Genomic DNA, 20,892 nt, shown 5'->3' on the forward strand with positions numbered 1-20,892 from the left:
AAGGTGCACTTTACTTTAGCCATCCTGTAAAAGTCTGCATTAAGCCTATATTCTTCTTAGGACTAAAAAAAACTTCATAATTACCCCCTACTTTTGCTTCCTCAATTCAAAACCCACATCTTTTTAGAATTTATTTAAATTTTATCGGTCTGATAATCAGGTTATTTTTAATAAATTTAACTTTATTTAACTTTTTTCCTCCTCTCATGCAACCATTGTTTGTAATCTGCCATCTACTCTATACAAACACACAATGAAATTGACGCGAAGCTATACGATAAACGATTTGATGGAGGGCTGCAAAGCTGGCGACCGGAAGATGCAGGAGCTGCTGTACAGGCAAACTTCATCTAAAATGTTAGTCGTTTGTATGCGTTACGCCAAAGATAGAATGGAAGCTGAGGATGTATTGCAGATGGGGTATATCAAAATCTTTCAAAAAATAAAAGAATACAGAGGGGAAGGCTCTTTTGAAGGTTGGATTAGAAGGGTAATGGTGAACACAGCAATTGAAAGTTACCGCAAAAATTTACGCAGCTTAAATGTGGTAGAGATTGATGAAGCTTATGAGCAACCATCTACCGGCTTTGATTTTGGAACATTAGGCATGCAGGATTTGATGAAAGTGATTCAAAAGTTGGCTGATGGATATAGAATGGTTTTCAATATGTATGTGATAGAAGGCTATTCGCACAAGGAAATTGGCGAAACGCTGGGTATTTCTGAAGGGGCCAGTAAATCTCAACTTTCGAGAGCCAGAGCAATATTAAAAGAAGAAATTACAAAAATGGAGGGATTTGGGTATGCAACCTATACAGGATAAAGATTTTGATCAATTATTTAAAGACCGTTTTGAAGATGCGGAAATTACACCATCAAGAGATTTATGGAGTAGCATTGAAAGCGAAATAGAACCAAAGAAAAAAAGGATCATCCCTATCTACTGGTTATCTGCAGCCGCAATTTTAATAATTGCTACAGTGGGCATTATGGTTTATCAGCAACAGGATGTTGCGCCTAAACAATACGCCAATAATGTTGCAACTAACATGAACCCGGTTATTGTTAAGCCGCAAGTAAAAGATTCTTTAGTTTCAAATACTGAGCTAACTAAGGATGTTGACAAAGCTCTCCCTGCGCACGTTAAACCTTCAACAACTCTTGTGCAAACAGCAGTAAAAGAAAATGCTAAACCAATTGAGAAGCAAAAAATCATTTCTATACCTGACATACAAAAGCAGGAAACCATGATTGCAAAAGTGGAGGAACCTAAAAAGGATATCAAAACTAAAATTGAAGAGGCCGTTTTCAAAACTAAGGAAGAAACTGTTTTAGCCGCCAATCTAAATGAAGTAATTGCAGATGAAGTTATCGACAGTAGTTATCCTGCAGAGAGAAAAGGAATCCGTAATGTTGGTGATGTAGTAAACCTGATTGTTAACACAATGGATAAGAGAAAAGATAAAGTGATTCAGTTCAGAACAGATGATGATGATTCATCTATTTCCGTAGTAAACATTGGCCCTTTTAGAATAGGAAAGAAAAGCAGAAAATAATTCAGATGAGAGGATGATAAGATTTGATAGATTCAGCCATCATGCATTCAATTAATTAGTCGTTCACTCAACATTCGTTAAAAACACAACACACTCAATATGAAACATCTAATTTTTACAACACTTTTGGTAAGCGGACTTGCCGGTGTTATGGCTCCAAGTGCTTTTGCACAACAAGACACTGTAGTTAATGATACAGTTGTGATCAAAAAAAAGGCAAAATATACAGTTAGGATTGGTGGGGGAACTTTAATCACCAAAAATTCTGACTCTTTAGACAAGGTTAAAAAGGGACGCTTTGTTGGGGGAATTACCTTTACCAGAGTTGATTTAGGCTTCTCCAGATTAATTGATAATGGAAGTTTCAACTTATCTCCAACTAATGATTTCCTGGATTACAAGGGAGGTAAAACAAGTACTTTTTCTTTTGACATCTTACAGTTTGGCTATCGTTTTAACTCTAATTTTAAAGTTTACGTGGCTGGTGGTTTCGACTGGACTTTAATTCGATTAAGAGATAATATTACAATTCAAAAAAATCAACCTACGCTAACTTATATCGATGAACCGATATTGTTCTCTAAAAATCGTTTCTCGAGTAGTTACGTACATATTCCATTAAACTTTGAATTCCGTACAAATGAAAGCAGAAAGGGAAAAAGATTCTACTTCATCTTAGGTCCAGAGGTAAGCTTCTTACTTAATGGAAAAGTGAAACAGATTAGCGATGAGCGAGGCAAAGAGAAACAATATGATAATTATCACTTTCAATCAGTACGTTACGGAGGTAGTTTCAGACTTGGTTACGGTGGATTTGGATTATTCACCAAATACTATTTCAACGATATGTTTAATACACCTGCACAAGCTGGTTTGAAAAACATGAGCTTTGGCGTAACCTTTGGCCTTAATTAAAGATAATAAAACACACAAATAGAATAAGATCCTGTTTCGGTTAGGCGGAACAGGATTTTTTATTTTACAGCTACCAAAACATCTTTTGGAAAGAGAAGAGGAATTTCGCTTAACTTAAAATCTTTAGGGTTTCTAGTAATGATCGCATCAATATTCTGTTGAGATACTGCCGAAAAGTACTGTATTGCATCTTCAAAATCTTTAAAAGATGATGCGATAGATAAATCTATAATTTTTTTTGTTACATCTATAGTTGTGAGTAATGAAGATAAATCCTTCATTATTGTAATGCAATCTTGGTGGGAAGTGCTTTTTCTTGCAATATAGTAGATGTTGGCGTAGGAAAGTGCTGAAATAAACAACTTTACCCGACCTTTCGCAGCAAAATCTAAGATTTTAGCACTATCTTCATAAAAAGGTATTCTGTAACTTATAATATCAATGATGACATTTGTGTCGACAAATAGATTTTTCATTGAGAATACTTTTCATTTATTGAATCAGAAAGAGCTGTTTTATAATCGAAATCATTGGGTAGATTAATTGAACCTGTAAGTCGTTTTACAATAGGAGAAAGCTCCTCTTCTCTACTCACTACTTCCTCCCTTTTAGTAACAGCTTTAAGATAGTTTTCAACAACAGCAGATAAACTTCTCCCTTGCTTTTCGGCATAAGCTTTTGCCTGCTTAATAACAGAATCATCTATGGTTAATGTTAACTTAGTATTCATAATCTTCTAATTATTGGCTTCACTACGGATTGATTGTAAAGATACATTGATATATTTATACGTGCAAACTTTTATCAAAACACACGTGTGATATTCTTTTTGTTTTAAACTAGAGTCTTTCTGCTTTAAGCTTTATCTTTGCCTTGTGAGCGACACTATCATCAGCGTTAAAAATTTAACCAAACAATACCACGCAGAACAATCAGGTGGAATAAAAAATATCAGCTTCGATATTACTAAAGGTGATGTTGTGGCTATTATCGGGGAAAGCGGAAGTGGAAAATCAACCTTGTTAAAATCTATCTATGGTTTATTAAAGGTTGACGAAGGCGAAATCTTTTTCGAAAATGACAAGGTAAAGGGGCCTGATGAAGAGTTAATTCCTGGTCATAAGCAAATGAAAATGGTTACCCAGGATTTTTCTTTGAATATATACGCCAAGGTTTATGATAATATTGCTTCACAATTATCTAATACTGATCTTAAATCGAAGGCTGATAAAACTTTAGCCATTATGGAACATCTGCGGATTCTTCCATTACAAAATAAAAAAATTATAGAGTTAAGCGGTGGCGAACAGCAACGCGTAGCTATTGCTAAAGCAATGGTAGCTGATACGAAAGTTTTGTTATTGGATGAACCTTTCAGTCAGGTTGATGCCTTATTGAAAAATCAACTGAGGGCGGATATTAAACGGGTCGCGGCAGAAACTGGGGTTACAGTGATCTTGGTTTCTCATGATCCCGCTGATGGATTATTCCTGGCTGATCAGCTATTGATTGTGCGCAATGGCGAACTTTTACAAACTGGTAAGCCATCCGAAATCTATCAACATCCAAAACACATTTATACGGCACAGATTTTAGGCAATGCTGTAGTATTGTCGAGGGGAGATGCAGAAAAAATTGGTTTAAAAACCTTTTCTGCAAATGTTGTTTTTTATCCGGAATGGGCAGAAATTAATAGCAACTGGAGTAGTAGACGCTTCGAAGTAAAGGATGTTTATTATAAAGGTTTTTATGACGAATTGCTATTGGAGCGCAATGGCGTAACGGTAAGAGCACTGCAATTGAATAGGGGAGAACATAAAAAAAACGACCACGTTCAATTGAACATTAGTCGTTTTTTAGAGTTTCATTAAGCTTGGTTAGTTTGCAAATTCAGAAGGGATGACTACAACTTTTACAAGTATGCGATAATTCGGTCTTACTGAACTTGATAGATTGCGGCTATCCTGAACATCAAAAGTAATACCTCCATTAAAAAGTTCATAGCTATAAACTGTGTAATTGAAAGTATAAGGTAGTTGAACATCACTATTGTCATTTGTAGGGTGGGTGAAATAAACAAGTACACCTTCATCGTCTAATGTCACTCCATCAAATTCTGCTTTATTCCAAGTAAAAGAATAGGTTCCATTAGAATTTTGAACCCACTGGTTTGGTTCAATGTATCTATTATAAGTCTTCCCTAAGGCCTGATTAACAATAGTTTCTTTCTTGCAAGATGCCAAACCTAGTGTGACAATGCAAAGCATCAAAATGGTAAATTTTTTCATATTAATTGGTTTTTATTTGTGTGTGTACTTTGCCTATTGCAAAACAACTGCCAAAAATGCTGACGAACACAATCTGGATTAATAATTGTTTATCCGATGTTACACAACAATGAAAATTGAATTAATTCCTTCATGATGAGACTATTTTTAAGAGTTTTACCCTGGTTAATTTTACTGGTGGCAGGTTACTTTTTTATCTCTAAAAAGTTTAGCATTAGTACCTCTGTTGAAAGTAAACATCAGCTTTTAGTAGAGAAAATAGAGGCTATTGGGAAACTGGAGCTGGTTCGTTACCAAATTAGTGATGTACTGGAGCATAAAAATAAAACAGATTTTTTACCTGAAGCCAGTGTGCTGCTTATTGTTAAAGCAGAAGCGGTTGGCTGTATAGACCTCACCAAAATTACTCGCGAAGATATTGAAGTTACTGCCGATACTGCTGTAGTAAATTTACCACAGCCAGAGATTTGTTATGTAAAAATTGACCACAAAAACTCGAGGGTTTACGATACTAAAATGGCTTTCTTCCGCGAAGCTGGATTAGTAGATGAGGCGTACAAAGCTGCCGAAAAACACGTTACTGCAGAAGTGAAGAAATCAAATATTTTAGCACAAACCAAAACGAATGCAACTAATGTACTTAAACCAATCATTGAGGGTTTGGGGTACAAAAATGTGAGACTGACTTTTGATTAACTAATTATGTTTTACCACCTTAGGAACCTTAGAACCTCAAGGCATTTAATATAGAATCCCCTAAGGTGTCTGAGGTGGTGTGATCATTATTTTACAAAACTTCAAGGTGGCGATTAAGAACATTCACGAATGATCCTGCTTCCAAACCAACCATGACATGAATTACAATGGTAGGTGTGAAAAAACCTAAGAACATCAAGGCATTTAATATAGAATCCTTTCAAGTGTCTGAAGTGGTGTGATCATTATTTTAAGAAATCTTCGCGTTGAGGATTAAAAATATCAACAAGTAAACCTGCTTCCAGGCAAACTACTCCATGAAAAACCATTGAAGGCGCGAAGAAAACATCACCTTCATTCAAGACCTTTTTATCATCGCCCATGGTTACTTCGAAACTTCCTTTCGCCACATAGCTTAATTGCAGATGTGGGTGATTATGGATCGTTCCCACTGCACCTTTCTCAAAATCCACTTTAACCAACATCAGGTTTTCATCGAAAGGCATTACTTTGCGCTTCACTCCAGCGCCTAATTCCTGCCAGTCTAACTCGCTGTCGGTAATTAATGTTTTGTTAGCTAAATCTTTGAAATTCATATTATATTTTTTTACCACCTTAAAGATACAAGAACATTAAAGTCATATTTTCTTATATATCTGAGGTGGTTAATTTTTTTAAATCAACAACACTTTGCGTCCCTTGCGAAATACGCTGTGTTCTTTGCAGTTAAATAGTTAAACTAAATATTCAAATAAGGTCTGGTCTTGGTTCAGTTCAATAATCTCAAATTTAAAATCTTCCATGCGTTGTAATAAACTGGCATAGTCATCTTTATTCGTCAGTTCAATTCCTACCAATGCAGGTCCGTTTTCTTTATTTGTCTTTTTAATAAATTCGAAACGGGTAATATCATCATGCGGACCTAGAACCTCATTCACAAATAATTTTAAAGCACCTGGTCTTTGAGGAAAGCGAACGATAAAATAATGTTTTAAGCCTTCAAAAAGTAAAGATTTCTCCTTAATTTCCTGCATCCGCTCAATATCATTGTTACCACCACTAATTACGCACACTATATTTTTGCCTGCAATTTGATCTTTTACCTGCTCTAAAGCAGCGATAGATAATGCACCTGCTGGTTCAACAACAATGGCATCTTCATTATAAAGCTTTAAAATTGTGGTGCAAATTTGTCCTTCGGGAATTAGGTAGGTAGAACTGAGTAGTTCTTTACAATATTTATAAGTAATCCAACCCATTCTCTTTACTGCTGCTCCATCTACAAATCGTTCTATATTTTCGACGGTTATAGGTCCGCCATTTTTAAGTGCCTCGCTTAATGAGGGTGCGCCCATGGGTTCTACACCGAAAATTTTCACAGCAGGTTTTACAGTTTGCAGGTAGGCACTAACTCCAGCAGCCAGACCACCGCCACCAACAGGTACAATGATGGCATCTAACTCAGGTAAGTCTTGAAAAATTTCCATCGCAACAGTGGCCTGCCCTTCAATTATTTTTTCATCATCAAAAGGAGGAATAAATGTTGATGATTTTTCTTCACAATAAATTAAGGCTTCTTTTAAGCAGTCATCAAAGGTGTCGCCGACTAAAATAATTTCAATGTTGTCGCCACCAAACATATTTACCTGTTTGATTTTTTGCTTAGGAGTTATTTCGGGCATAAAAATTACGCCTTTAATGTTTAACTTTTTGCAAGAATAAGCTACACCCTGCGCATGATTGCCTGCGCTGGCACATACAATGCCATTTTCTAAAGCATTTATATCCAAGGCACTTATCTTGTTATAAGCACCACGCAATTTATAGGAACGTACAATTTGTAAATCTTCTCTTTTAAGATAAATATTTGCATTGTATTTTAACGATAATCCGGCATTAAACTCAAGCGGAGTACGTTTTACAATACCTTCTAATGTTTTAAAAGCATTTTCAAAATCGAAAGTATTTTTTATTGTATCATTCATCTTTTTAATTCTAAACCCCAAAGGTGGTTTTTATTATCTGGTGTATAATATGCAAATCTCTCTGCGTTATTTTTTTTGAAAAACAGTTTGTTGCTTTTCGGTTATTGTAGCTTTTTTTTGCAATTAGTTAGTCGGGATTTGTAATCCCTTCTTTGCTAGTTGAGGATTTAAAATCCTCAGATCCTATAGTCAGGAAAATATTTCCTGACTAACGAGTGTATTCGCTTTTCTTTGTTAGTCGGGATTTGTAATCCCTTCTTTGCTAATTGAGGATTTAAAATCCTCAGCTCATATAGTCAGGAAAATATTTCCTGAATAACGAGTGTATTAGCTTTCCCTACTAGTCGGAATTTGTAATCCCGTCTTTGCTAATTGAAGATTTAAAATCCTCAGATCCTATAGTCAGGAAAACATTTCCTGACTAACGAATGTATTCGCTTTTCTGTGCTAGTCGGGATTTGTAATCCCGTCTTTGCTAATTGAGGATTAAAAATCCTCAGTTCCTATAGTCAGGAAAATATTTCCTGACTAACGAGTGTATTCGCTTTTCTATGCCAGTCGGGATTTGTAATCCAGTCTTTGCCAATTAAGGATTAAAAATCCTCAGATCCTATAGTCAGGAAAACATTTCCTGACTAACGAGTGTATTCGCTTTTCTCTGTTAGTCGGGATTTGTAATCTCGTCTTTGTTAATTGAGGATTTAAAATCCTCAGATCATATAGTCAGGAAAACATTTCCTGACTAACAAGTGTATTAGCTTTTCTCTGTTAGTCGGGATTTGTAATCCCTTCTTTGCTAATAGAGGATTAAAAATCCTCAGATCATGCAGTCAGGAAAACATTTCCTGACTAACAAGTGTATTAGCTTTTCTCTGTTAGTCGGGATTCGTAATCCCGTCTTTACTAATTGAGGATTTAATTTCCTCAGATCCTATAGTCAGGAAAGCATTTCCTTACTAACGAGTGTATTAGCTTTCCTCTGATAGTCGGGATTTGTAATCCCTTCTTTGCTATTGAGGATTTAAAATCCTCAGCTCATACAGTCAGGAAAATATTTCCTGACTAACGAGTACCTCCCTTACAAAAATTTATTAATCGCATCTAAATACGCATTTGCAGATGCTTTTACGATATCTGTGCTAAAGCCAAAACCCACAAAAGATCTCCCTTCAAAATCTACTTTCATATTCACTTTACTTACGTCATCGCTTCCACCGTGCATCGCTTGAATGGTAAATTCTTTAAGTGTAATGTCTTTATCAATAATGCTTACAATAGCATTAATCGTAGCATCTACAGGACCATTACCTTCAGCTTTTGCTTCTTTTTCAACGCCATCATACTGCAATTTAATGTTTGCAGTAGGTTTTTCCTGGTCGCCGCAAACCACCTGAAGCAAGTTTAATTTATAGCCGTTTTTGTACGATTCTGTTTCACCATCACTCATTAAGAATAATAAATCATCATCACTGATATCTTTTTTCTCGTCGGCTAAAACCAAGAAACGTTCATAAACATCATCGATATTAATTTTCTCAATATCGTAATCTAAGCGCTCTAAATGATGTTTTAAAGCATGGCGACCGCTACGGGCTGTTAAAATAATATCAGCGCTGTTTAAGCCAACGTCTTCAGGGTTAATAATTTCATAGTTTTCACGGTGCTTTAAGAATCCATCCTGATGGATACCTGAGCTATGTGCAAACGCATTTTTACCCACAATTGCTTTATTTGGCTGTACAGGCATATGCATCATTCTGCTCACCATTCCACTAATTTCCGTAAAATGTTTACTGTTGATTCCGGTATGTAGACCCAAACTGTGTGTTTTTAAAATCATCGAAACTTCTTCCAAAGCGGTATTACCAGCTCTTTCACCAATTCCGTTTATGGTACACTCAATCTGACGGGCGCCGTTAACCACACCTGCAATACTATTCGCCGTTGCCAAGCCTAAATCATTGTGACAATGTACCGAAATGATAGCCTGGTCTATGTTTTTAACATTTTCTTTTAAATAAAGAATTTTAGCGCCATATTGATCCGGCAAACAGTAACCATTCGTATCAGGAATATTAACTACCGTTGCGCCGGCAGCAATTACTGCTTCAATCATTTGCGCTAAAAATTCATTGTCAGCCCTTCCAGCATCTTCCGCATAAAACTCAATATCTTCTACAAATTTTTTGGCATATTTAACAGCTTCAACTGCTCTTTCTAAAATCTTTTCCCTGGTGCTGTTAAATTTGTATTTAATGTGCATATCAGAAGAACCAATCCCAGTATGAATACGTGGGTGTTTTGCAAACTTTAAAGATTCTGCAGCCACATCAATATCTCCCTTAATGGCCCTGGTTAGTGCGCAGATGGTCGGGTTTTTAATGGCTTTTGATAATTCTACAACACTTTGAAAATCGCCAGGGCTAGAAATCGGGAAACCAGCTTCGATAACATCAACGCCAAGTAATTCCAGTGCTTTGGCAATTTCAATTTTTTGATTGGTATCTAATTGGCAGCCTGGAACCTGTTCTCCATCGCGTAACGTGGTATCGAAAATATATACTTTATTTGGATCGTGTATCATTAGTGGTTTGTTGTTTGGTTTAACTTCTGGGATAAGAATTTCAATACCAATTTTCCCATTTCGGCAGTGCCTAAAACTTTGAATCGATTGGTGTTTTGATCGGCAATATCATGGGTTCTGAAACCTTCTTTCAAAACTTCATCGATAGTATCAACCAACAATTTAGCTTCATCTTTTAAGCCAAAGCCAATTTCGAGCATGAGTGCTGCCGATAGGATAGAAGCCAGTGGATTAGCCAGATCTTTACCCGTAATATCGTGTGCAGAACCATGAATAGGCTCAAAGAAACCCGTGCTTTCACCAACTGATGCAGAAGCCAGCATGCCCATAGAACCAGCAATTTGCGAAGCCTCATCAGTTAAGATATCTCCAAATAAATTTGCAGTTAAAACCACATCAAATTTCTTAGGATTTTTGATCATTTGCATCGCCGCATTATCAATAAACATGTGTTCTGTTTCTACATCTGGATATTGTTTTGCAATTTCCTGAACGGTTTCGCGCCATAAGCGTGAACTTTCTAAAACATTAGCCTTATCTACAGAACATAATCTTTTGCTTCGCTGTTGTGCGGCCTGATACGCTTTGTGTGCAATCCGTTCTACTTCGTAGCGGTGATAAATCATTAAATCAGAAGCTGTATTCCTGTCTTCTGAGCGTGTTTTTTCGCCGAAGTAAACGTCTCCGGTTAATTCACGAAAAAATAAAATATCTGTTCCCCTTAAAATTTCTGGTTTAATGCTCGATGCCTGAAGAAGTTCATCAAATAGTAATATTGGACGGAGGTTTGCGAATAAGCCAAGTTCCTTACGGATTTTTAATAAGCCTTGCTCAGGTCTAACCTTTAAACTCGGGTCGTTATCATATTTAGCATGGCCAATTGCACCAAATAGAATGGCATCACTATTTCTGGCTTTTTCTAAAGTTTCGTCTGGCAGTGGTTCACCCGTCACTTCAATAGCTGCATGGCCCATTAAAGCCTCATCAAACGTGAATTCATGGCCGAAAATTTCAGCAATTTTTTCTAATGCTGCTTTTCCCCATGTGGTTACTTCGGGGCCGATACCATCTCCAGGTATTACTAAAATGTTCTTCTTCATTATATTATGTATTGTCGTCATTGCAAGGTATAAAGCAATTTCATTCAGCGCGTACTACGCAAAAGATTGCTTCGTATCTTGCAAAGGACGAGTTTTGGTATGTAAACTTTCGACGACTTTTACCTCGCCTTTTTCTAATAATATTCTTTTCTCTATCGAGGTGGGCAGCTGCGATTCGAAATGACCAACGTAAATTAAAGTCATTCCGTTGCTGCACAACTCATCAACTAATTGGTTAAAATGCTGTGTTTGTGCTTGATCCAGGCCTTGACATGGCTCATCCAGGATCAGTAATTCAGGATTTTTAATAATGGTTCTGGCTAATAAAACCAGTCGTTGTTTACCTAAGGGAAGTGTGCTTAATAATTCATTTTTTGATGTAGACAATCCGAAATATTCTACCAGTTCATCTACTTGTGCACTCTTTGTATAGGGTAATTGTTGAAATAAACCTACCGTATCATAAAAGCCTGAAGCAATGCTTTGCCAAACCGTTGAACTGGCATCAAAATACCAATGAAATTCTGGAGAAATTAAACCGATGTGTTGTTTAATGTCCCAAACGCTTTCACCACTTCCACGTCTGTTGCCGAATAAATAAAGTTCATTGGCGTAAGATTGCGGATGATCGCCATTTACCAAGCTCAGCAAAGTTGATTTTCCAGAACCATTGTGGCCCTGTAATAACCATTTCTCACCAGCTTTAACTTCCCAGTTGATATTTTTTAAAACTTGCTTTTCGCCATAACTGATATTCACATTAACCATTTTTACAATGGTATCTGAAGAGAAAACAGGTGATTCCTTTAAAAAATCCGGAATCTTTTTAGTGCTTTTCTCATTTGAAACAGGTGATATTTCTTTTGAATTAAAAACTGCAATTTGCCCATCAATTATTTTCGCAAAACGATTAATTGATGCAGGGTATTCCGAATCGTTGGAAATTAAAAGTAACTGAACGCCATCTGATGACAGCTTATCTAGCTCAACATTTAGGTTTTTACGCGATGCAGCATCCAATCCTGTATAAGGTTGGTCAATAATTAACAACTGTGGCTTCAGCCATAAAGCTTTAACCAATTGTAACTTCTTATGCTCTCCGCTTGATAATTCAATCAACTGTGAACTGGCAAATGAAGAAAAATTTAAGGCTTCTAAAATGCGTTCAACCTGATCCAAATGAAGGCCTTTTTCTTTGCCATAATGTACCAATTCTGCATGTACAGTTAATGTATCTTTAGCCTGTTGACTTGTGTATCGCTGTTGATAATAAAAGTTTGCAACGCCTTCCAGGTTTTTAAATTGATACCAGCTTTCTACAAATAACACTTCTGCTGAAAGCGGGCTTTCTGCGTTAAAGTTGATTTCTGTTTCTCCAATAGCGTTTTCTAAACCAGCTATTATTTTTGCCAGCGCTGTTTTTCCACTACCGCTCTCACCGTATAAAACATAATTTTCGCCATAATTTATTGTCCAATTCAAATCCTTTAAAACCTGCTTCTGCTGGTATTTTAAGTTTAAATTTTGAATATTGACGAAACGCTCTTTCATTTAATTGTTATTTTACCGCACTTAGAAACCCACGTGTACTTAAATTGATCTTTTGCTTAAAAGCCTTAAGCCTTCAACTTTCTACACTTTATCTTTTTCAAACTCTTCTACCAAATGTTTTTGAGCGAGTATGAAATCGATATCATCATATCCATTAATCAGGCACGACTTTTTGTAAGGATTAATTTCAAAAGATTCCTGAGCATGAGTTTCGATAATGGTAACCGTCTGGTTCTCCAAATCAACTTCTAATGGCGAGGTTGCATTGCCATCAACAGCTTTAAAAATCGATGTCAGAAAATCTTCGCTTACCTGAATAGGAAGTAAGCCGTTGTTTAAGGCATTTCCTTTAAAGATATCAGCAAAGAAACTGCTGATAACAACGTCAAAACCAGCATCCTGAATGGCCCAGGCTGCATGCTCACGACTACTACCACAACCAAAGTTTTTACCTGCAACTAAAATTTTCCCGCTATAGGTTGGGTTATTCAATACGAAATCAGCTTTTGGTTGGTTATCATTTTCATAACGCCAATCGCGGAATAAGTTTTCACCGAAGCCTTCGCGGGTTGTTGCTTTCAAAAACCGGGCAGGGATTATCTGGTCGGTATCAATGTTTTCTATGTTTAAGGGCACGGTGGCCGATGTTAATTTTGTGAACTTTTTCATTTTTAATAATGATTACACAGATTAAAATGATTTCACTGATTAAGTGATTTCACTCATTAATTTCTTATTGTTTATTAGCAGCAAATACTACGAAATTGTGGTATTGATAATAGCAATTCGCATTTTGTAACCCTGCTTCCTCCAACCATTTTAACTGGTCGTTTAATGGTGCCATAATATCAACTTTAATTCGATCGAAAGCACTTTGCTTTTCATCTTCTGTTAGATTTGGACTTTGCTGGACATGATTTTTCCAGCTTTCAGTATAAACTTTTTCGGCCATTGCCGTTGCACCCAATACCTGATCGGCATTGACAAACCAGCCTCCTGCTTTTAGCGTTTTTGCTATTTTTACAAAAAGATGCTGTTTTAATTCATTCGGTAAATGGTGAATAGCCAATCCGGAAACAACCAGGTCAAAATGATTTTCCGGAAAGTCAACTGTCGCGAAATCGGCATTCAAAAAGCTAATATTCTCATTTCCTTCAAAACGTTCTTGTGCTTTTTTAAGCATATCCTGAGAAATATCTACCAGGGTGATTTTCGCGGCAGGATATTTTTCGTGAAAAAAAGCACTCATTAAACCAGTACCAGCTCCAACATCGAGGATACTTTTTACCCGTGTAACTTCTTCAGACAGGTTTAAAGCTGTATTATAAAAATCTTCAAAACAAGGAATCAGAAAACGCCTTTGCTTATCGTACTTTTCTGAGACTGCATTAAATTGATTCTGTATTTCCTGTAGTGTTTCCATTGTTTTAAAGCTTATTAGTGTTTTTTACCACCTAAGAGAACTGCACGTATTACTTAATTTTTTTGCTTTAATCTAAACCTCTATGTAATGTTCAACTGTTGGAAATGGCTCATAAAAATGATGTAATAACTCTTTCCATTTCTGATATTCAGCCGAATTTCTGAAACCTTCGGTGTGAGCCTCTAAAGTTTTCCAGTTAACAATCAGCAGATATTTATCAGCCTCTTCAATACACTTTTTTAATTGATGAGATATGTAGCCGCCCATTGAAGAAATGATTTTTTGAGCTTCGCTAAAAGCTTTTTCAAAATCAGCTGATAAACCCGGTTTTATATTTAATATGGCGAGTTCTAAAATCATCTTTTAAGTTTTCGTCACTGCTTCGCAATAACGATTAAGTGTCAGCCTTCGTTTAAGTCTTTTTGCTTTATGCTTCTTCAAGCATTTGCCTCACATCCGTAATTACACCTGTAACGGCAGCTGCTGCAGCAGTAAGTGGGCTTGCCAATAAAGTACGTGCATTCTGCCCTTGTCTACCCTCAAAGTTTCTGTTCGATGTAGATACACAATATTTGCCAGCAGGAATTTTATCTTCATTCATTCCTAAACAGGCACTGCACCCTGGCTCGCGCAATTGAAACCCAGCGGCTTCAAAAATTTTATCCAAACCTTCGTTTTTAGCTTGTTGCTCCACTTGTTTTGAGCCTGGAACAATCCAAACCGTAACATTATCTGCTTTGCGTTTATCCTTTACAAAATCTGCAACTTCACGTAAATCTTCAATGCGAGAGTTAGTACAGCTTCCGATGAAAACATAATCTACAGGTTTACCAATCAAAGATGCATCGTCATCAAATCCCATGTAATCCAGGGCTTTCTGGTAGGAAAGTTTTTCCTTTTCGGGCTGAGCATTTGTAGCAGGGATATTTTCCTGGATGCCCATGCCCATTCCAGGATTAGTTCCATAGGTAATCATGGGTGCAATATCTGCTGCATCGAAAGTTAATACACTATCAAATTTTGCATCGGCATCACTGTATAATGTTTGCCAATAGGCGAGAGCCTTATCCCATTCCGCACCTGCGGGAGCAAATTCTCTTCCTTTAATGTAATCGAAGGTAGTTTGATCGGGTGCAATTAATCCACCTCTGGCACCCATTTCGATACTCATGTTGCAAATCGTCATCCTCGCTTCCATACTTAAAGCCTCAATTGCCGAACCTGCATACTCAATAAAGTATCCGGTTCCGCCGGCGGCAGAAATCTGAGCAATGATGTATAAGATGATATCTTTAGCCCCAACACCTTTTTCAAGCGTGCCGTTTACTTCGATTTTCATCGTTTTAGGCTTCGATTGCAATAAGCACTGAGTAGCAAAAACCTGTTCCACCTGCGAGGTGCCAATACCAAAAGCAATTGCACCAAATGCGCCATGTGTAGAAGTATGGCTGTCACCGCAAACCATTGTTTTACCTGGCAAAGTAATGCCTAATTCAGGGCCAATGACGTGAACAATCCCTTGAAAAGGGTGACCCAGGCCATAAAGTTCGATCCCAAATTCTGCACAATTTTTAGTCAGCATATCCACCTGATAACGGGATAGTTCTTCTTTAATTGGCATTAATTGATTTAATGTGGGTACATTATGATCTGCAGTGGCCACTGTTTGTTTCGGGCGCAAAACAGGTAAACCTCTTTTGCGCAAGCCATCAAACGCCTGAGGAGAAGTTACCTCATGAATTAAATGTGTATCAATGTATAAAATATCAGGAAATCCTTCTTCACTTTTTACAACGTGTGCGTCCCAAATTTTTTCAACTAATGTTTTCGACATTTTCTTGGTTTTTTAAATCACGCAGATTTGTATAAACCTGCGTAATTTGGTTTTTATTTAAATTTCTCCTTTGAGAGATTAGGTGTTATGCAGTTTTAATTGCCTTCATGGCAGTCATTGCTTTACGTAACGTGGCACCAATTTTTTCCACTTCGTGAGAACGGATGGCTTCGTTAACATCAATTAATTTTCTGTTATCTACACCACCATCTTTGCCTTCATTGAAGTTTTTACCTACTAAATCAGTATCAACTTTTTTCATGAAGTCAGCTAATAAAGGTTTACAAGCCTGATCGAACAAGTAACAACCGTATTCAGCCGTATCAGAAATTACTCGGTTCATTTCGAACAATTTTTTACGTGCAATGGTATTTGCAATCAATGGTGTTTCGTGTAAAGATTCGTAATAAGCAGATTCTGGTTTGATACCTGCCTGAACCATGGTTTCGAAAGCCAATTCAACACCTGCACGAACAAATGCAACCATTAAAGTATAGTTGTCAAAATATTCCTGCTCATTGATTTTAACGTCGCCTGCAGGTGTTTTTTCAAAAGCAGTTTCACCAGTTTCCGCTCTCCAGGCTAATAAATTTTTATCGCCAGCAGCCCAGTCTTCCATCATGATGCGACTAAATTCGCCGCTCATAATATCATCCTGGTGTTTCTGGAACAACGGACGCATAATATCTTTCAATTCTTCTGAAATTTCGAAAGCTTTCACTTTAGCTACATTGCTCAAGCGATCCATCATTGCTGTGATACCACCTTGCTTTAATGCTTCTGTAATTACTTCTACTCCATATTGAACCAGTTTAGATGCATAACCAGCATCAATTCCTTTTTCTACCATTTTATCAAAAGATAAGATAGAGCCTGTTTGTAATAAACCGCAAAGAATCGTTTGCTCGCCCATTAAATCAGATTTAACCTCAGCTACAAATGATGATTTTAACACACCAGCCCTGTGGCCGCCTGTACCTACCGCATAAGCTTTAGCTTGTGCCAGGCCTTTTCCCTGAGGATCATTTTCCGGGTGAACAGCGATTAATGTTGGCACACCGAAACCACGAACATATTCTGCTCTAACCTCGCTACCCGGGCATTTAGGTGCTACCATAATTACGGTTAAATCTTTACGGATCTGCATTCCCTCTTCTACAATGTTGAAGCCGTGAGAATAAGACAATGTAGCGCCTTCTTTCATTAAAGGCATAATTGCATTCACAACTGCTGTATGTTGTTTATCTGGCGTAAGGTTAATTACCACATCAGCATTTGGGATTAATTCTTCGTAAGTGCCAACAGTGAAGTTGTTTTCAGTTGCATTTTTCCACGAATCTCTCTTGCCTTCAATAGCCTCCTTGCGCAACGTGTAGCTTACATCTAAACCACTATCTCTCAAATTTAAACCTTGGTTCAGGCCTTGTGCGCCACAACCAACAATCACTAATTTCTTGCCTTTTAGTGCGCTTACGCCGTCCAAGAATTCAGAACTGTCCATGAAATCGCAAACACCTAATTGGTTTAATTTTTCTCTAAGAGGTAATGTGTTAAAATAATTTGACATCGTTTTATTGGTTAATTTCTATTTATTTATCGGGTTATATATATTCCTTCGGGTTGATTTCGCGGATTTTATGTTATCTAGGATCTTTCATTTTTTCCTTCGGATTGATTTCACAGATGGATTGATTTCACAGATTTAATGTTTTGTCTAGTATCTTTCATTTTTTCCTTCGGATTGATTTCACAGATGGATTGATTTCACAGATTTAATGTTTTGTCTAGTATCTTTCATTTTTTCCTTCGGATTGATTTCACAGATGGATTGATTTCACAGATTTAATGTTTTATCTAGTATCTTTCATTTTTTCCTTCGGGATGATTTCACAGATCGTATCGTTCGTCTCCAATTTTAAATTTTATTTTTTTGTGCCCATGCATAGCCGTAATGCAAATTATCATGACCAATCGTAGTGATCAGTACTTCTTCTATGCTGTTCATCTGCACGCCATAGGTAGCGGTTGTAAAAGGAGTGATGTCTGCAAATTTTCCGTTTGCATAATCTTCTTTTATTTTTTCAATGCTTTTTATTGCGATGGCCTTCAATTCTGCGACTTCTTCTTCTGTTACCGCATAGGATGGCTTTGTATCCTTTTTATAATATTCATTGAATCTCACTGAAGCAGCATCTTGTAAGATACCTGTTCGAACGTAACAAAGGGTTTGTGTGCTCACTACAATATGTCCGAAATTCCAGATGATGTTATTGTTAAATCCATCAGGAATTTTGTTCAGTTGCTCAAGTGTTAACCCGTCTATTAAATCAATAAAAGACTTTCTGGAGTTGATTATAAATTCAAATATTTCGTTCATCATTTTTTATTTAACCGCAAAGACTACAAAGTTTTCTCGAAGAATGCTAAGCATTATGCTTCACCTTCAACCTTTCTAACCTCCACCTCAGTATTACATGGTGAAAATCTTTTCCCCTTTGTCTAAGAACTCATTTTCTACCAATTCTTCTCCAGGTTCGAAAGCTTCAAATTCTTTCAATTTCTCGTGGAAGCCAGCACTATCTTTAATAATGGCTACTCTCGCTGAGCGTACAAATTCGATCAGTTCATAAGGTTCTAATGCTTTTACCAGTGCATCGGTTTCTTCCCGGTGACCAGTTACGGCGAAAACCGTATAATCTTTACGAATTACTACCGCACTTGCGCCGTATTGTCTAAGCAATCGCTCCACGGTAACTTTTTCTGCAATTTCATCCGTAGAAACTTTGTATAAAGCCAGTTCCTGCCAGATAATTTCTTCATTGGTATTGAAATAAACCTTCAACACTTCTATTTGCTTCTCAATTTGACGAGCAAGCTTTCTAACTACCTCATAACTTTCTGTTATTACTATGTTAAAACGGTGAATACCATCAATTTCTGATGGCGAGGTGTTTAAACTTTCAATATTTATTTTTCTTTTAGAGAAAATGATCGCAATCCTATTTAATAAACCGATCCTATTTTCGGCATAAACCGTGATGGTATATTCTTGCTTGCCTTCGATATCGGCTTTATCTATTTTATGTTCTATGGTGTTTTCAGTACTCATTTTTGTTGGATTAAGGATGGAGGCGCAAAGACTAAAGACCTGGGTAAAATCATTATTCTTTGTTCTTTTATCTTTGTTCTTAATTACTTCAATCTAATTTCACTTACGCTCATTCCTTGCGGAACCATTGGGAAAACATTATTTTCTCTTCCAACCATTACCTCTAATAAGTAAGAGCCTTCGTGGTTAATCATCGTCTCCAGTGCTTGTCTTAAGTTTGCACGCTCTTCAACTTTATCAGCCTCAATGTAATAAGCTTTAGCTAAAGCCACGAAATCAGGACTGGTGATGTTCACAAAGGAATAGCGTTTATCGTGAAATAGCTGTTGCCATTGGCGAACCATTCCTAAAAAGCGATTATTCAAAATCAAAATCTTAACTGCGGCACCGAATTGCATAATGGTACCTAATTCCTGAGGCGTCATCTGAAAACCGCCATCGCCTATAATCGCAATTACTGTTTTATCAGGAGCACCATATTTAGCACCGATTGCTGCAGGTAAGCCAAAGCCCATAGTGCCTAAACCACCCGAAGTGATATTGCTACGGGTATTATTAAATTTCGCGTATCGGCAAGCCACCATTTGGTGTTGACCAACATCGGTCACAATCACGGCATCGCCACCACAAATTTCATTGATGTTGCGCAATACTTCGCCCATTGTCATTTCATCACTGGTTGGATACAGTTCCGGCGTAATCACCTGGTCTATTTCCTGCTGATTGTAATCTCTAAATTTTGCAAGCCAGTCTTCATGTTTTTTTGCATCTACTAAATTAGTTAATAGGGGCAGGGTTTCTTTGCAATCGCCCCATACGCCTACATCTGCTTTAACGTTTTTATCAATTTCTGCCGGATCAATATCGAGGTGAATGATCTTGGCTTGTTTCGCATATTTATCTAAACGGCCTGTTACACGGTCATCGAAGCGCATGCCGATTGCGATTAAAACATCGCATTCGTTAGTTAAAACGTTTGGACCATAGTTGCCGTGCATACCTAGCATTCCAACATTTAGCGGATGTGCAGTTGGAATGGCACTTTCACCTAAGATTGTCCAGGCGGCAGGAATTCCAGTCTTCTCGATGAAGGCTTTGAATTCTCCCTCTGCAGTTCCCAATACTACCCCTTGTCCGAATAATACAAACGGTTTTTTTGCAGCATTAATTAATGCTGCTGCCTGTTCGATGTATTCCACGCGAACCTTTGGTTTCGGTCGATAAGAGCGGATGTGATTGCATTTCACATATTCAGGAAATTCTTCAACCTGTAACTGTGCATTCTTCGTAATATCAATTAATACAGGTCCTGGTCTGCCACTTTTAGCGATATAAAAAGCTTTAGCTAAAACTTCAGGAATCTCTTTCGCATCAGTAACCTGATAATTCCATTTGGTAACTGGCGTAGTGATATTAATCACATCCGTTTCCTGGAAAGCATCAGTCCCTAAAAGATGGGCAAAAACTTGTCCGGTGATACAAACTAAGGGGGTACTGTCAATTTGTGCATCAGCCAAGCCGGTAACCAGATTCGTTGCGCCCGGTCCGCTGGTGGCAAAAACAACACCCACTTCTCCGCTGGCTCTTGCAAAACCTTGCGCCGCATGGATTCCACCCTGTTCATGACGGACCAAAATATGCTGTAATTTATCAGCGTAATCATAAAGTGCATCGTAAATGGGCATGATTGCTCCGCCAGGATAACCGAAAATGGTGCTAACACCTTCTTCAATTAATCCATTCAACAAAACCTGAGAGCCCGTTCCTTTAAATAAGGATTTAGAGGCCTCTGCTTTAGCCTCAGTTTGTTGTATTGTATCTTGTGCAGTTTCCATAATATGTTTTTACGGT

Annotated in this window: 21 protein-coding genes; 5 read left to right on the forward strand and 16 right to left on the reverse strand. The window is 37.3% G+C overall.

Features of this window, described 5'->3' with window-relative positions; genetic code table 11:
* Positions 1–253 precede the first annotated feature (253 nt).
* The 3 genes from SOM16_RS18625 to SOM16_RS18635 all read left to right on the forward strand — a co-directional run bounded on the left by SOM16_RS18625 (position 254) and on the right by SOM16_RS18635 (position 2,471).
* Positions 254–823 carry an RNA polymerase sigma factor gene (locus SOM16_RS18625; protein WP_320465506.1) on the forward strand — a complete coding sequence of 190 codons (570 nt, stop codon included), beginning with the start codon at positions 254–256 and terminating at the stop codon, positions 821–823.
* Entirely contained in the window at positions 804–1,556 is a 753-nt protein-coding gene (locus tag SOM16_RS18630; protein ID WP_320465507.1) for a hypothetical protein, read from the forward strand. Before SOM16_RS18625 ends, SOM16_RS18630 begins: the two co-directional genes overlap by 20 nt.
* 99 nt (positions 1,557–1,655) lie before the next feature.
* A complete protein-coding gene (locus tag SOM16_RS18635; protein WP_320465508.1) occupies positions 1,656–2,471 on the forward strand; it encodes an outer membrane beta-barrel protein in 816 nt (271 codons plus the stop codon).
* A 59-nt stretch (positions 2,472–2,530) separates the two neighbouring features.
* Here the strand turns inward: SOM16_RS18635 and SOM16_RS18640 are convergent, their stop codons facing one another.
* Positions 2,531–2,947, reverse strand: coding sequence for a type II toxin-antitoxin system VapC family toxin (locus SOM16_RS18640; protein ID WP_320465509.1), 417 nt, complete (start codon positions 2,945–2,947; stop codon positions 2,531–2,533).
* Positions 2,944–3,201: a DUF6364 family protein gene (locus SOM16_RS18645; protein ID WP_320465510.1), complete on the reverse strand. Its 258-nt coding sequence runs from the start codon at positions 3,199–3,201 to the stop codon at positions 2,944–2,946. The genes SOM16_RS18640 and SOM16_RS18645 overlap by 4 nt, the downstream gene beginning before the upstream one ends.
* A gap of 145 nt (positions 3,202–3,346) precedes the next feature.
* Between SOM16_RS18645 and SOM16_RS18650 the strand changes: the two genes are divergently transcribed.
* Positions 3,347–4,342, forward strand: coding sequence for an ABC transporter ATP-binding protein (locus SOM16_RS18650; protein ID WP_320465511.1), 996 nt, complete (start codon positions 3,347–3,349; stop codon positions 4,340–4,342).
* 6 nt (positions 4,343–4,348) lie between these two features.
* Here SOM16_RS18650 and SOM16_RS18655 read toward each other — a convergent pair whose 3' ends face one another.
* Positions 4,349–4,759: a hypothetical protein gene (locus SOM16_RS18655; protein ID WP_320465512.1), complete on the reverse strand. Its 411-nt coding sequence runs from the start codon at positions 4,757–4,759 to the stop codon at positions 4,349–4,351.
* Positions 4,760–4,891: 132 nt separating this feature from the next.
* Here SOM16_RS18655 and SOM16_RS18660 point away from each other — a divergent pair, with 132 nt between their 5' ends.
* A complete protein-coding gene (locus tag SOM16_RS18660; protein ID WP_320465513.1) occupies positions 4,892–5,455 on the forward strand; it encodes a DUF4230 domain-containing protein in 564 nt (187 codons plus the stop codon).
* Positions 5,456–5,700: 245 nt separating this feature from the next.
* Here the strand turns inward: SOM16_RS18660 and SOM16_RS18665 are convergent, their stop codons facing one another.
* The 13 genes from SOM16_RS18665 to ilvB all read right to left on the reverse strand — a co-directional run bounded on the left by SOM16_RS18665 (position 5,701) and on the right by ilvB (position 20,876).
* Positions 5,701–6,051: a cupin domain-containing protein gene (locus SOM16_RS18665; RefSeq protein ID WP_320465514.1), complete on the reverse strand. Its 351-nt coding sequence runs from the start codon at positions 6,049–6,051 to the stop codon at positions 5,701–5,703.
* 138 nt (positions 6,052–6,189) lie between these two features.
* A complete protein-coding gene (ilvA, locus tag SOM16_RS18670; protein ID WP_320465515.1) occupies positions 6,190–7,440 on the reverse strand; it encodes a threonine ammonia-lyase IlvA in 1,251 nt (416 codons plus the stop codon).
* A gap of 1,078 nt (positions 7,441–8,518) precedes the next feature.
* The gene (locus SOM16_RS18675; protein ID WP_320465516.1) at positions 8,519–10,024 is read right to left on the reverse strand and encodes a 2-isopropylmalate synthase; all 1,506 of its coding nucleotides are present in this window, start codon (positions 10,022–10,024) and stop codon (positions 8,519–8,521) included.
* The gene (gene leuB / locus SOM16_RS18680) at positions 10,024–11,124 is read right to left on the reverse strand and encodes a 3-isopropylmalate dehydrogenase (RefSeq protein WP_320465517.1); all 1,101 of its coding nucleotides are present in this window, start codon (positions 11,122–11,124) and stop codon (positions 10,024–10,026) included. The genes SOM16_RS18675 and leuB overlap by 1 nt, the downstream gene beginning before the upstream one ends.
* A gap of 54 nt (positions 11,125–11,178) precedes the next feature.
* Positions 11,179–12,675, reverse strand: coding sequence for an ATP-binding cassette domain-containing protein (locus SOM16_RS18685; RefSeq protein ID WP_320465518.1), 1,497 nt, complete (start codon positions 12,673–12,675; stop codon positions 11,179–11,181).
* Between the two features lie 81 nt (positions 12,676–12,756).
* A complete protein-coding gene (leuD, locus tag SOM16_RS18690) occupies positions 12,757–13,344 on the reverse strand; it encodes a 3-isopropylmalate dehydratase small subunit (protein ID WP_320465519.1) in 588 nt (195 codons plus the stop codon).
* 64 nt (positions 13,345–13,408) lie between these two features.
* The gene (locus tag SOM16_RS18695) at positions 13,409–14,098 is read right to left on the reverse strand and encodes a class I SAM-dependent methyltransferase (RefSeq protein ID WP_320465520.1); all 690 of its coding nucleotides are present in this window, start codon (positions 14,096–14,098) and stop codon (positions 13,409–13,411) included.
* Positions 14,099–14,170: 72 nt separating this feature from the next.
* Positions 14,171–14,458 carry an antibiotic biosynthesis monooxygenase gene (locus SOM16_RS18700; protein ID WP_320465521.1) on the reverse strand — a complete coding sequence of 96 codons (288 nt, stop codon included), beginning with the start codon at positions 14,456–14,458 and terminating at the stop codon, positions 14,171–14,173.
* A 67-nt stretch (positions 14,459–14,525) separates the two neighbouring features.
* Positions 14,526–15,932, reverse strand: coding sequence for a 3-isopropylmalate dehydratase large subunit (leuC, locus tag SOM16_RS18705; protein ID WP_320465522.1), 1,407 nt, complete (start codon positions 15,930–15,932; stop codon positions 14,526–14,528).
* Between the two features lie 85 nt (positions 15,933–16,017).
* Entirely contained in the window at positions 16,018–17,499 is a 1,482-nt protein-coding gene (gene ilvC / locus SOM16_RS18710; RefSeq protein ID WP_320465523.1) for a ketol-acid reductoisomerase, read from the reverse strand.
* Positions 17,500–17,847: 348 nt separating this feature from the next.
* Positions 17,848–18,312 (reverse strand): DinB family protein, encoded by a 465-nt coding sequence (locus tag SOM16_RS18715; RefSeq protein ID WP_320465524.1) that lies wholly within the window; start codon positions 18,310–18,312, stop codon positions 17,848–17,850.
* 90 nt (positions 18,313–18,402) lie between these two features.
* A complete protein-coding gene (gene ilvN, locus SOM16_RS18720) occupies positions 18,403–19,041 on the reverse strand; it encodes an acetolactate synthase small subunit (RefSeq protein ID WP_316763511.1) in 639 nt (212 codons plus the stop codon).
* Between the two features lie 83 nt (positions 19,042–19,124).
* The gene (gene ilvB, locus SOM16_RS18725) at positions 19,125–20,876 is read right to left on the reverse strand and encodes a biosynthetic-type acetolactate synthase large subunit (RefSeq protein ID WP_320465525.1); all 1,752 of its coding nucleotides are present in this window, start codon (positions 20,874–20,876) and stop codon (positions 19,125–19,127) included.
* Between the last annotated feature and the right edge of the window lie 16 nt (positions 20,877–20,892).

It is taken from the genome of Pedobacter sp. CFBP9032 (genome assembly GCF_034045265.1).
GTDB lineage: Bacteria > Bacteroidota > Bacteroidia > Sphingobacteriales > Sphingobacteriaceae > Pedobacter.